This window comes from Luteibacter aegosomaticola, assembly GCF_023078475.1.
GTDB classification, from domain to species: Bacteria; Pseudomonadota; Gammaproteobacteria; order Xanthomonadales; family Rhodanobacteraceae; genus Luteibacter; species Luteibacter aegosomaticola.
This window is the reverse complement of sequence record NZ_CP095741.1, coordinates 1,053,612-1,066,194: the sequence shown is the minus strand read 5'-3', so window position 1 is coordinate 1,066,194 and position 12,583 is coordinate 1,053,612. Positions and strand designations below refer to the sequence as shown.

The 12,583-nt window shown below is 63.7% G+C and carries 11 protein-coding genes; 6 read left to right on the top strand and 5 right to left on the bottom strand.

Annotation, left to right across the window (positions count from 1 at the left end):
- The first annotated feature begins 204 nt into the window (after window positions 1-204).
- Complete coding sequence (locus L2Y96_RS04715) at window positions 205-600, top strand: hypothetical protein (RefSeq protein ID WP_247333092.1); 396 nt, start codon at window positions 205-207, stop codon at window positions 598-600.
- A 257-nt stretch (window positions 601-857) separates the two neighbouring features.
- A complete protein-coding gene (locus L2Y96_RS04710; RefSeq protein WP_247333090.1) occupies window positions 858-1,433 on the top strand; it encodes a hypothetical protein in 576 nt (191 codons plus the stop codon).
- Window positions 1,434-1,866: 433 nt separating this feature from the next.
- Here L2Y96_RS04710 and tkt read toward each other — a convergent pair whose 3' ends face one another.
- Window positions 1,867-3,879 carry a transketolase gene (gene tkt, locus L2Y96_RS04705; RefSeq protein WP_247333088.1) on the bottom strand — a complete coding sequence of 671 codons (2,013 nt, stop codon included), beginning with the start codon at window positions 3,877-3,879 and terminating at the stop codon, window positions 1,867-1,869.
- Window positions 3,880-4,107: 228 nt separating this feature from the next.
- Between tkt and L2Y96_RS04700 the strand changes: the two genes are divergently transcribed.
- Both L2Y96_RS04700 and L2Y96_RS04695 read left to right on the top strand, forming a co-directional pair.
- Window positions 4,108-4,836, top strand: a complete 729-nt coding sequence (locus tag L2Y96_RS04700) for an outer membrane beta-barrel protein (RefSeq protein WP_247333087.1) — start codon at window positions 4,108-4,110, stop codon at window positions 4,834-4,836.
- Between the two features lie 200 nt (window positions 4,837-5,036).
- Window positions 5,037-5,621 carry a porin family protein gene (locus tag L2Y96_RS04695; protein ID WP_247333085.1) on the top strand — a complete coding sequence of 195 codons (585 nt, stop codon included), beginning with the start codon at window positions 5,037-5,039 and terminating at the stop codon, window positions 5,619-5,621.
- Between the two features lie 153 nt (window positions 5,622-5,774).
- Here L2Y96_RS04695 and L2Y96_RS04690 read toward each other — a convergent pair whose 3' ends face one another.
- Together L2Y96_RS04690 and L2Y96_RS04685 are read right to left on the bottom strand one after the other, a co-directional pair.
- Window positions 5,775-6,797, bottom strand: a complete 1,023-nt coding sequence (locus tag L2Y96_RS04690) for a class I fructose-bisphosphate aldolase (protein WP_247333076.1) — start codon at window positions 6,795-6,797, stop codon at window positions 5,775-5,777.
- A gap of 115 nt (window positions 6,798-6,912) precedes the next feature.
- Window positions 6,913-7,356: an energy transducer TonB gene (locus L2Y96_RS04685; protein ID WP_247333074.1), complete on the bottom strand. Its 444-nt coding sequence runs from the start codon at window positions 7,354-7,356 to the stop codon at window positions 6,913-6,915.
- 206 nt (window positions 7,357-7,562) lie between these two features.
- Here L2Y96_RS04685 and L2Y96_RS04680 point away from each other — a divergent pair, with 206 nt between their 5' ends.
- Window positions 7,563-8,906 (top strand): UDP-glucose dehydrogenase family protein, encoded by a 1,344-nt coding sequence (locus tag L2Y96_RS04680; protein ID WP_247333072.1) that lies wholly within the window; start codon window positions 7,563-7,565, stop codon window positions 8,904-8,906.
- A gap of 43 nt (window positions 8,907-8,949) precedes the next feature.
- Here the strand turns inward: L2Y96_RS04680 and pyk are convergent, their stop codons facing one another.
- Both pyk and L2Y96_RS04670 read right to left on the bottom strand, forming a co-directional pair.
- Window positions 8,950-10,419, bottom strand: a complete 1,470-nt coding sequence (pyk, locus tag L2Y96_RS04675; protein WP_247333071.1) for a pyruvate kinase — start codon at window positions 10,417-10,419, stop codon at window positions 8,950-8,952.
- 49 nt (window positions 10,420-10,468) lie between these two features.
- Window positions 10,469-11,293 carry a S1/P1 nuclease gene (locus L2Y96_RS04670; RefSeq protein WP_247333069.1) on the bottom strand — a complete coding sequence of 275 codons (825 nt, stop codon included), beginning with the start codon at window positions 11,291-11,293 and terminating at the stop codon, window positions 10,469-10,471.
- A 173-nt stretch (window positions 11,294-11,466) separates the two neighbouring features.
- Here L2Y96_RS04670 and gap point away from each other — a divergent pair, with 173 nt between their 5' ends.
- Window positions 11,467-12,483, top strand: a complete 1,017-nt coding sequence (gene gap / locus L2Y96_RS04665; RefSeq protein WP_247333067.1) for a type I glyceraldehyde-3-phosphate dehydrogenase — start codon at window positions 11,467-11,469, stop codon at window positions 12,481-12,483.
- Window positions 12,484-12,583: the final 100 nt, after the last annotated feature.

The following is a 12,583-nucleotide window of genomic DNA, read 5'->3' as shown; positions in this document are numbered from 1 at the left end:
ACAGGCCTTAGCGCCGACACAAGGACCCGCCAAACCCTCTCGGAGATTTCCTGACCCCTCACTAAGCTTTGGCGACACCAATGGGGTGCCATGGAAGGACACCGTGTGATGGACACACACCGCAATCGCTGCCGCATCTTATTCGCTGGACTTCTTCTCGCCGGGACCGCCGCCGATGCGGCAGTCTTGGGGCCAGGCCAGATCATGACCGCTGGTGATCGGCTGTACTCCTCGAACGAGCTCTACTACGCCATGCTCAATGCCGAAGGCGAGTTCGCCGTCTATCGCCGCGACGGCACGCGCACCTGGACCGCAGGTACGCGGGGAAGCGGCGTCATCCGTGCAGCCATGCAACGTGATGGCCACTTTGTGCTTCAAGACCTCGCCGGGCATATCGTGTGGTCGACCGACACGCATGGCCGCCATCGCGTCTTCGGTGTGAACTCCTGGGGAGCGGCCGTCGTCATCAACGCCCGTCGTTGGAAGCCACGCGACAAGCGAGCAGAACCCCTTGTCGAAGAGATGCTGCGTCGCCGCGCCAAGCTTGACTGGGTCTCGCCGACCTTCGATAGCGCTGCCAATCACCAACGCCGCCGCTAGCGACTCATCCGTGGTTATCCACACGCCATGTGGATACCGCCTGCATAAGCGTGTGGATAAGTCCGTTCCACACAACGCCACCAATGACTTAGCTCACGATGCTTAAAAACTAAGCACTGCAGCAAGACAACAAAGCCGTTATCCACAGCCCGTGTGGATACGCGCTGCATAACGCTGTGCATAAGTCCCATCTCCGCCATGGAGACAACGACTTATGTTCGGGCGATCAATCGCTAGCCAACAAAGGAAGAGACAACATGAAACGGAGAATCACGAACAACGGCTCGTTTGCCGCCGCCATAGCGGCGATAGCACTTCTTGCCACGACCGTCTCAGAGGCCGCCGTGCTACATCCAGGCCACAATCTAACCGCCGGTCAGGCACTCCCCTCCTCCAGCGGTCGCTATCACGCGGTTATGCAGCACGACGGGAACCTTGTCGTCTATCGCAACGATGGCGCCGCCATCTGGGCAACGTGGACACAAGGATCCGGTGCGGTCACGGCGAACATGCAAGCGGACGGCAATTTCGTTCTCTACACCGGCAATGGCCACCCGGTTTGGTCAACGGGTACACACGGGAGAGACAGCATTTTCACCGTCGACGACTGGGGGCGGGCAATGGTGCTTAAGGTCAAGAAGTGGGACGCAAGCGGAAATGTCGAAGTGCTGCTGCGAAAGGGTGCAAAGCGTTCATGGGTCGCTCCTCAATGGGATGCTCCGCCGCCTCGGGGGCGGCCCGGAACTCCGCACTGCATCGGCGACCCGAAGGTTTGCGGAGGAATAGCACAGGGCCGCTACCTGGGCCGCGACTTCAAGACGCCGTTGCCTTGACGCACGCGGCCTTCTTGTGAACTACTTAAAACTCGCACTCCTGACTTCATTTGCATGGCTCGATGAACGCGTAAATCACACTGCGCCGAACGCTTACAATGCCCCCGACTGGACATCGCCACTCTTCCCTGCCTCCGCAGAGCAAGGTGGCCGCCGGAGGCCGGCCTCACCCCTAGCGTTTCGTCAAGCTATTCCGGATTCACGCGTCTACTGGGCACTCTGGACAGCAACAGCTGCACTTGCCACCAAGGGCTACGGCGGCATGACCTGTATAGAAGAACCCCTTGCCCGGGACGAGAGAAAACGATCTCGTTTCTATTCATCCGCTCATCCCGGCGTCTGCGGCGACTAGGTCTCCTCTTCACGCCGAAACAAAAAAAGCCCCGGGTTCCCACCCGGGGCTTTTTTTCATTCCGTACAACCAGACGCTGACTTACTTCGCGACAGCCTTCACCGCATCGATCACCGCATGCGCGGTGATACCGAAGTGCTCGTAGAGCACCTTGATGGGAGCCGAGGCGCCGAACGTGGTCATGCCCACGACCTTGCCGTCGAGGCCGACGTACTTGTACCAGAAGTCCACGGCAGCGGCTTCGACCGCCACGCGGGCGCGGCACCACGACGGCAGCACGCCTTCGCGGTATTCCGGCGACTGTGCGTCGAACTCTTCCGTGCAGGGCATGGAGACCACGCGGGTCGGCGTGCCCTGGTCGCCCAGTGCCTTCGCCGCTTCCACCGCCAGGCCCACTTCCGAACCGGTGGCGATGATGATGGCCTTGAACTTCTCGCTCGGCTCGAACAGGACGTAACCGCCCTTCTCGATGTTGGCGACCTGCTCTTCCGTGCGCGGGTTATGTTCGAGGTTCTGGCGCGAGAAGATCAGCACCGACGGGTTGCCGGCGCGCTCGATGGCCTTCTTCCACGACACGGCGGATTCCACGGCATCGGCCGGGCGCCACACGCGATTGTTCGGGATGAGGCGCAGCGAAGCGAGGTGCTCCACCGGCTGGTGGGTCGGGCCGTCTTCGCCCAGGCCGATCGAATCGTGCGTGTACACGTGGATGGCATGCGCCGGGATCAGGCACGACATACGCACGGCGTTGCGCGCGTAATCCGAGAACACCAGGAAGGTCGCGTCGTACGGGATGAAGCCGCCGTGCAGCGCGATGCCGTTCGAGATGGCCGACATGCCGAACTCGCGCACGCCGTAGTGAATGTAGTTACCCTGGTCGCCACCCGTGGAAATGTTCTTCGAACCCTTCCAGATGGTGAGGTTCGACGGGGCAAGGTCAGCCGAGCCGCCGATCAGTTCCGGCAGCAGCGGGCCGAACGCGTCGAGCGACATCTGCGAGGCCTTGCGCGAAGCAACGACCGGACCTTCGGCCTGCAGCTTCTTGATGAAGGCGGCGGCGCCGTCCTTCCACGAGGCCGGCAGTTCGCCGGAGAGGCGACGCTTCAGCTCGCCAGCCAGTTCCGGGAAAGCCTTGGCGTACGCATCGAACTTTTCGTTCCATGCCTTCTCAGCCTTGCCACCGGCATCCTTCGCGTTCCACGAGCTGTAGATCTCTTCCGGAATCACGAACGGCGGGTAGTTCCAGCCGAGGCGCTCACGGGTGAGGGCCACTTCCTTCTCGCCGAGCGCAGCGCCGTGGGACTCTTCCTTGCCTTCCTTGTTCGGCGAACCGAAGCCGATGATCGTCTTGCAGATGACCAGGCTCGGCTTTTCGCTCTGCGCGGTGGCCGATGCGATGGCGGTCTTGATCGCTTCCGGGTCGTGGCCATCGACGGGCTTGCCGTCGGTGCCGACCACCACGTTCCAACCGTAGGCGCGGAAACGCTCGGCGGTGTCATCGGTGAACCAGTCGTGGACTTCGCCGTCGATCGAAATGCCGTTGTCGTCGTAGATGGCGACAAGCTTGCCGAGCTTTAGCGTACCGGCGAGCGAGGACACTTCGTGCGAGATGCCTTCCATGAGGCAGCCGTCGCCGACGAACACGTAGGTGTGGTGGTCGACCACGTCGTGGCCCGGACGGTTGAAGCGCTCAGCGAGCACCTTCTCGGCGATAGCGAAACCGACGGCGTTGGCAAGGCCCTGGCCCAGCGGGCCGGTGGTGGTCTCGACACCCGGGGTGTGGCCGTATTCCGGATGGCCAGCGGTGTGGTGGTCGAGCTGACGGAAATTCTTCAGGTCCTCGATCGGCAGGTTGTAGCCGGTGAGGTGCAGCAGCGCGTACTGCAGCATGGAGCCGTGGCCGTTCGACAGGATGAAGCGGTCGCGGTTGGGCCAGTGCGGGTTCGTGGGGTTGTGGTGGAGGAAATCACCCCACAGCACTTCAGCGATATCGGCCATGCCCATCGGCATGCCCGGGTGGCCCGAATTGGCAGCTTGCACACCATCCATGGCCAGGGCGCGGATCGCATTGGCGCGTTCGCGGCGTGTCGTCATCGGCGTTCTCCAGTTCACAAGGGCGGGTGAAAGCGCCCATTGTCGCCTATCGCGTATCACGTTGTCGTGGACGTTCATGCCGCAGCCGCGAAGTTAACCCCGCCTTAATCTTTTGGCTTCGATTTTTGAATCTCTTCAGGTTCGGATCGCTCTAATGGACCAAGGCAACCGACATCCCCCACTTCCCCGTGGTCGGTCGCCCGCCCCGAAAATAAGAGGAACACTCCCATGAAGAAGGCAATCCTTGCCCTTGCAGTTTCTTGCGTCTCGTTTGCGGCCGTTCCGGCCTTTGCACAGGACAACACCGCGGTTTCCGGCAACTACCAGCCGAGCCAGTCCGTCGGTAGCGGCAACTGGTTCATCGGCGCCAACGTCGGCCGTACCAACGGCAGCGACACCGGCGGTTTCGGTAGCGATACCAACGGTTTCAACTTCCTGCACGGCGAAAAGGGCCGTCGCACCGGCTACGGCCTGCTGGGCGGTTACCGCTGGAAGGTCGGCCCGGATCTGGGCATGGGCCTTGAAGCGGGCTACACCGACCTCGGCAACTACCGGGTCAAGAACGTCTTCGAATCCGGCCAGGACGTCGATCAGAAGAGCCAGCGTGATGCGCTGCGCGGCTGGATGCTCGGTGCCAACATGAAGCTCAACCTCGTGCCGCAGTGGTACATCACCATGCACGGCGGTTACTTCCGCGCCAACGACAATGGCCGCAGCTACAACAACTCGGTGGGCCAGGATCTTGGCTTCTCGAGCGGCGGTCGCCCGAACCGCGGCAGCTGGTACGCCGGTATCGGTACCGGTTGGGATATCAACGAGCACTTCGGCGTCGGCGTCACCTACGACTACTTCCACGCCAATGCCGGCAAGATCGTCGACAACACCACCGGCACGACGCAGCCGGACCTGAAGCGCTCGACGGGCCTGCTCTCGCTGGCCGGCGAATACCGCTTCTAAGCCTCCCCCTTCAACGGGCAAGTCTCGGTGCCCCGGGCGCCGAGACTTAACTTCGGCTTAATACTGAACTAATCGGTATTGAATCTATCCGAAGGCGCCATATCTAGGTATTCGAGCACGACACCCCCGCCGTGCGGAGCACGAGGCCGATTCCCCCATGCGGCCCGTGCCACAAAAATAAAAAGCAGGAGAGTTCCACCATGAAGAAGACCCTTATCGCCCTTGCCCTTGTTGCCGCTGGCGTCGTTGCCGCCCCGGCCTTTGCGCAGGACGTGAACCCGGCCGCAGGCTGGTTCGTGAATGGCAACGTTGGCCGTACCTCGGTCGACAAGGGCAAGTACGACGGTCATGACACCGGCTACGCGCTCAACGGCGGTTACCGCTGGGGCGTGACCCCGTGGGCCGCGCTGGGTGTTGAGGTGGGCTACAACGACCTCGGCAATATCCACGCGAAGAATTTCTTCAATGACAATCGCGTGGTGGATCGCCGCAAGTCCGAGCTGCACGGCTGGACTGCCGGCGTGAACGGCAAGTTCAACATCGATCCGCAGTGGTATGTCAGCGCTCGCGCTGGCCTGTACGCCTGGAAGGGCCACGGCACCAGCAACGATGACATCACCCGCAGCAACCTCGACAAGACCAGCTGGTACGGTGGCGTCGGCGTCGGCTACGACTTCACGAACAACTGGAGCCTGGGCCTGAACTTCGACCACTACGATGCGAAGAAGGACAACCTCAACCTGTCGACCAACATGACGTCGGTGCAGGCTGAGTACCGCTTCTAAGCAAGCACGTTGTTGAGTACGTAGCTGTAAAAAAACCGGGCGCCCTAGGGCGCCCGGTTTTTTTGTGCCTTTCTGTAGGAGCGCGCTTGCGCGCGATTGGGTGCTTGCCGCATCCGTGAATCGCGCGCAAGCGCGCTCCTACAAGAGCGGGGCTTACTTCTTTTTCCAGCTGCCCTGGGCGGCGAGGCTGTTTTCCTTCGCGCGCTCGACCACGGTCTTCTGGGCCGCGTCGTAGTTGCCCTTCTGGTCCTTGGCCCAGGTTTCCAGCGCGGCCGAGACCAGCGCACGGCCGTACGAGAAGCTGATCGGCCAGGGATGCGGGCCGAGCTTGTTGATCTCGTTGAGGTTCTCGGTCGCCTGCTGATCGCCCTGGCCACCGGAAAGGAACACGATGCCCGCGACGGCGGCCGGCACGGCGTACTGGAACACGCTGACCGTCGCGTTGGCGATGTCTTCGGCGTCGACCTGGTCTTCCTTCGGCGCGTACTTGCCCGGAATGACCATGCTGACCTTCAGGATCAGCGCCTTGAGCTCAACGTTGTGCAGCTCGAGCTGCGCGAACAGGCTCTGCAGGACTTCCTTGTGCACGGTGAAGCTCGTGTCCAGGTCCTGCACGCTGTCCTTGTCGTCCATCAGGATTTCGGGCTCGACCATCGGGACGAGGCCGGCTTCCTGGCAAAGCGCCGCGTAGCGCGCGAGGGCATGCGTGTTGGATTCCACCGCGGTGGAGGTCGGCGTGTCGTCGGTGATCTTGATGACCGCGCGCCACTTGGCGAACTTGGCGCCGAGCTTCGCGTACTCCTGCAGGCGCTCACGCAAGCCATCGAGGCCCTCGGTGACCACTTCGCCCGGGCAGCCGGCCAGCGGGTGCGTGCCCTTGTCCACCTTGATGCCCGGCAGGATGCCGGCGGCATTCATGGCCTCGACCATGCTGCGGCCATCGTCGGTCTTCTGGCGGATGGTTTCGTCGAACAGGATGGCACCGGAGATGTATTCGCCCAGGCCCGGCGCCGTCAGCAGCAGCTGGCGGTACTTGCGGCGGTTTTCCTCGTTGTTCTCCAGGCCCACGGCCTCGATGCGCTTCTTGATGGTCGTGGCGGATTCGTCGACGGCGATGATGCCCTTACCCGGGGCGACCATCGCCTGCGCGATCTGTTCGAGGTCTTCGATGCTCATGGGAACTCCAATGGAAGTAGTGGTATTGCCAGGCCTTGCGGCGGGGCGAGTGCAAAAAACCGGCGAAGTATAGGGCTATACCTCGGGAAAGGCGTTGTGCGGCGCGGTCAGCCGATCAAGTGGTCTGGTAACCCGGGAGGGCGCACTGCTTGAGGATCGCGTCTTTGCGTGCGCGGTCTTCCGGCAGGTTGAAGCCCACGACGTAATAGGTCACCACGGGCTCCTGCGCGCGGTTGACGCCCGATGCGGCATAGCGGAAGTCCTTCACGGCGCTGACGGCGACCTGGGCGAGATCGCCCCGCGGCAACGTCTTGGCGGCCACCACGTTCTGCGGCAGGCCGTTCGAGCCGATCATGTAGGTGACCGCGACGCAACCTGGCTGGTCGAGATTCTTGCCCGTGTTCGGCACATCGGCGTTGACCGAGGTGTTGGTCAGCGTCCAGTAGTAAGGCAGGCGGTCGGGGGCGACCTTGCGGGTGGTCTGCGCCGCGGCGGGGCCGGCGGCGAGGAGGAGGACGGCGGCGGCGATGGCGCCGGCGTGGAAGGCTGTTCGGATCATGACGTCCTCATGGGTTTGCCAGGGCGAAGAGTGTACCGCCACGGACGTAAGCCGGGCGTGTGGAATCGTGCGCGGCCGATTTTGTATGAGCGGACCCTCTGCGACGTTAGCGCACCCCGGGGGGCCACCCGCGCGGTTCTCCGCCCCTCTCGGGCAGACTACAATCCATGGCTGCGGCGAACCCGCCGAAAGGTACAAGGACCTCCATGAAAGTCACGATCTTCGGCACCGGCTACGTCGGCCTCGTCACCGGCACCTGCCTGGCGGAAATGGGTAACCACGTCGTGTGCGTCGATGTCGACGCCGGCAAGGTCGAGCGCCTGACGAAGGGCGAGATTCCCATCTACGAGCCGGGCCTGGAGCCCATGGTCCTCAGGAATCATGCCGACGGCCGCCTCGATTTCACGACGGATGCCGCACCGGCCATCGCCCATGCCGATATCGTGTTCATCGCGGTGGGCACTCCGCCGGATGAAGATGGCAGCGCCGATCTCCAGTATGTATTGGCGGTGGCACGCACCATCGGCGACCACATCGATCGCTATACGGTGGTCGTCAACAAATCGACCGTCCCCGTCGGCACGGCTGACCGGGTCCGGGCGGCCGTGGCGGAACGCCTCCAGGCCCGTGGTGTCGACGTGCCCTTCGATATCGTTTCCAATCCCGAATTCCTGAAGGAAGGCGATGCCGTCGAGGATTGCATGCGCCCGGATCGCATCATCGTAGGCGCGTCCAGCCAGCGTGCCATCGGTGTGCTGCGCAAGCTCTACGCACCGTTCAACCGCAACCACGACCGCATGGTGGTGATGGATGAGCGCTCGGCGGAGCTCACCAAGTACGCCGCCAATGCGATGCTGGCGACGAAGATCAGCTTCATGAACGAGATCGCCAACATCGCCGAACACGTAGGCGCCGATGTGGAGCTGGTTCGCCAGGGCATCGGCGCGGATCCGCGCATTGGCTACCACTTCATTTACCCGGGTGCCGGGTACGGCGGCTCATGCTTCCCCAAGGATGTGCAGGCACTGGCTCGCACGGCGCACGCCGTCGGCTATGACGCCAAGCTGCTGAACTCGGTCGAAGCGGTGAACGATGCGCAGAAATCGCGCCTTTTCGCGTTGCTGTCGAAGCATTTCGACGGAAAGCTGAAGGGCCTGACCGTTGCCGTCTGGGGCCTGGCGTTCAAGCCAAATACGGATGACATGCGCGAAGCGTCGAGCCGCCGCCTGATGGAACAGCTGTGGGATGCCGGTGCCAAGGTCCGCGCCTTCGACCCGGAAGCAGCGGAGGAGACGCACCGCATCTACGGTGACCGCCCTGACCTCGCCCTCGTCGGCCGCCCTTATGAAGCACTGGAAGGTGCCGATGCGCTGGTGATCGTCACGGAGTGGAAGGCGTTCCGCAGCCCCGATTTTGCCCGCGTGAAATCGCTGCTCAGCACGCCGGTGATCTTCGATGGCCGCAACCTGTACGACCCGGCAGCCGTCGAAGAAGCCGGCCTGGCCTACTACGGCATCGGCCGCGGCCGCAGCCTGGCCGGCAAGCACTAACAAAACGGTAGGAGCGCGCTTGCGCGCGCTCCTACAAGAGCGATTACAGGTCGCGCAGGCTATCCGGGATGCCGTCGTCGCCGATCACCAGCAGCTTCAGCGTGTTGGTACCGCCGTGGCGGCCGATATGGTCACCGTGGGTCAGGACCACGCGATCGCCCTTGGCCAGCTTGCCCAGCGAGAAGAGGTGCTGGAGCGCCGCGCGCGCCGTGTGTGCCGGATCGAGGTTGCCGGTTTCGAAGGCCACCGGCTGCACGTCGCGCAGCATGAGCATGCGGCGGCGGGCGACGTCGGACGGGCTCATCGCGTAGATGGGCACGGCGAAACGGTAACGGGACAGCCACTGGGCGGTGGCGCCCGATTCGGTCAGCGACACGATGGCGCGAACGCCGACCTGCGAGGCCAGCTGCATGGCGGCCAGGGCAATCGCCTGATCGGTGCGATCGAGCGTGGCGGCGTTCGGACGCAGGTCGTCACGCGGCTCGAACTGACGCTCGGCACCCAGGCAGATGCGGCGCATGGCGGCCACGGCCTTATCCGGGTGGGCGCCCGCGGCGCTTTCTTCCGAGAGCATCACGGCATCGGTACCGTCGATGACGGCGTTAGCCACGTCGAGCACTTCGGCGCGGGTCGGGATCGGTGCGCGCACCATCGACTGCAGCATCTGCGTCGCGGTGATCACCGAGCGGTTGCGCATGACCGACTCGCGAATGATCTTCTTCTGCAGGCCCGGCAGCTCGGCATCGCCGATTTCCACGCCGAGGTCGCCACGAGCCACCATCACGACGTCGGAGGCGTCGATGATTTCGCCGAGGACCGGGATCGCGTCCGCGCGCTCGATCTTCGAGACGATGGCGGCATCGCCACCGGCTTCGCGGAGCAGGCGGCGGGCTTCGTGCAGGTCTTCGGCCGTACGGACGAACGAGACGGCGAGGAAGTCGGCGCCCATTTCAGCCGCCAGCTTGATGTCGTTCTTGTCCTTATCGGACAGGGCCGACACGCTGAGGCCACCGCCCTGGCGGTTGAGGCCCTTGCGGTTCGAGAGGCGGCCGCCGATGACCACGCGGGTGTGGATCTCGCTGCCCGCCACGTCGATCACGGAGAGCGCCACCAGGCCATCGTCGAGCAGCAGGATGTCGCCGGCGACCACGTCCTTCGGCAGGTCGTAGTAGCTCACGCCCACGCGTGTGTGGTTGCCATCCGGCGCATCCGGGCGGCAATCGAGCACGAAGCTGTCGCCCGGCAGGAGGTCGATCGGGCCATCGACGAACTTCTCGATGCGGATCTTCGGGCCCTGCAGGTCGGCGAGGATGCCAACTTCGCGGCCGACGGCCAGCGCGGCGGCGCGCACGGCGTTAGCGCGGGCACGGTGGTCATCCGGCGTACCGTGGGAAAGGTTCAGGCGAACGATATCCACGCCCTCCTCCAGGATCTTCTCGAGCATGCCCGGCGCGTCGGTGGCGGGGCCGAGGGTGGCAACGATCTTGGTGCGGCGTACCTGGATTTCGGTCATCTCTCTCTACCTTGGTCTGTGTTCTCGAAAGGGGGACGAGCGCTGGGGATCAGTCCAGCGTCTTGTTCAGCAGGTCGGCCAGGCGCTTGCCGGCTTCGCGAAGGCGCAGCTCGGCGGTCGGCAGGTTCTTCGCGACGTAGGCGTCGTCGACCTTGTGGTTATCGGGGTAGAAGCCCGGCTGGGCGACGACCTGGCAGGATTCCTCCGCCCACTGGGCGTACGGGTTATCCAGCGGCGCGATGGGCTTGGGCAGGGTCACCGGGCCTTCGGCGGCCAGCTTGTCGGCGTAGGCGTCCCACTTGAGGTTGCTGGTGTAAAGCAGCTTGGAATCCCACACGCTGTGCAGGTTGGTGCCCTTGCCGTCGAACTGCACCTGGTATTCGTTGCCACCCTTGTCGTCGCGGTTACCGGCGTGGAGCGGCTGGTGCACGTCACCCACGAAGTGGACGACGAACTTCAGCGCTTCGGCACGCTCGGCGTTGGACTTGTGCCGGTCTCCCAGGATGGCGACGTACTTTTCCAGGCCGCCGATCACGCACTTGCCGTCGGCGCAATCCACCGGCGGGTTGTAGTGGCACTTGGGGTCGTGGAAGTCGGCGTAATGCAGCGGGCCGGTGGCCTTGCCCAGATCCCGGGTCTCCGGGTTGTCGCGCAGGCGGTCCGGCCAGCTGGCGATGTCCGGGAGGGAATCGTCCCCATCCGCCTTCAGCAGGCGCTCCACCTCGGCCTTGGCCGACGGGTCGAGCTGGCGCCAGGCCAGGTCAGCGACGATACGGTGGCCAATATCGCCCCAGGCACCGGCCGTACCGGCCATGGCGGTGAGGGACAGGGCCACGAGGGTGGCGATGGTGCGGCGCTTATGGGGCGTCTTCATGGGACAGTAAACGTTTCCGGGGCGGGCCAACGGCCAAGTGTGCCACACCCGGGCTGAGGCACGAATGACAAATCGCGGCATTGCAGCAAGCAGGGCCCTGCGACCTTCCGTTACCATGGAGGTTTAGGCCCCTAGCCCTCACCTCATCCGCAATTCCCACCCGGAGGCTGCACATGACCATCAAGGTCGCCATCAACGGTTACGGTCGTATCGGTCGCAATGTCCTGCGATCGCTGTATGAGTCGAAGAAGAATGGCCAGGATATCCAGATCGTCGCGATCAACGATCTCGGCGATGCCGAGACCAACGCGCACCTGACCCAGTACGACACGGCCCACGGCCGGTTCCCGGGCGAAGTGTCGGTGGACGGCGGCGACCTGATCGTCAACGGCGACCGCATCAAGGTGTTCGCCGAGCGCGACCCGGCCAAGCTGCCCTGGGGCGAGCATGGCGTCGACGTGGTCCTGGAGTGCACCGGCTTCTTCACCTCCAAGGCCAAGGCCAGCGCGCATATCGCCGGCGGCGCCAAGAAGGTGATCATCTCGGCCCCGGGCGACAAGGACGTGGATGGCACGTTCGTCATCGGCGTCAACGACGACAAGCTGCACTCGGGCCTGCAGGTCATCTCCAACGCCTCGTGCACCACCAACTGCCTGGCCCCGCTGGCCAAGGTGCTCCACGAGAAGGTCGGCATCGTCCATGGTCTGATGACCACGATCCATGCCTACACCAACGACCAGGTGCTGACGGACGTCTACCACTCCGACCTGCGCCGCGCCCGTAGCGCCACGCACAGCCAGATCCCGACCAAGACCGGCGCCGCCGCCGCGGTGGGCCTGGTGCTGCCGGAGCTCAACGGCAAGCTCGATGGTTTCGCCATGCGCGTGCCGACGATCAATGTCTCGGTGGTCGACCTGACCTTCACGGCCGCCCGTGAAACCACCAAGGAAGAGATCGACGCCGCCATCAACGAAGCCGCCAACGGCAAGCTGAAGGGCATCCTGGGCGTGAACACCAAGCCGCTGGTGTCGATCGACTTCAACCACAACTCGCACTCGTCGATCTACGACGCGACGCAGACCCGCGTCATGGGCGGCACGCTGGTGAAGGTCCTCTCGTGGTACGACAACGAGTGGGGCTTCTCGAACCGCATGCTCGACATGGCCAAGGCCCTGATGGCTGCGAAGTAATCGCACCCTTGTAGGAGCGTGCTTGCACGCGATCAACCTACAACGCGATAAAGAAAAAGGGCCCGCTGCGAAGCGGGCCCTTTTTTTATTGCCTGATTTT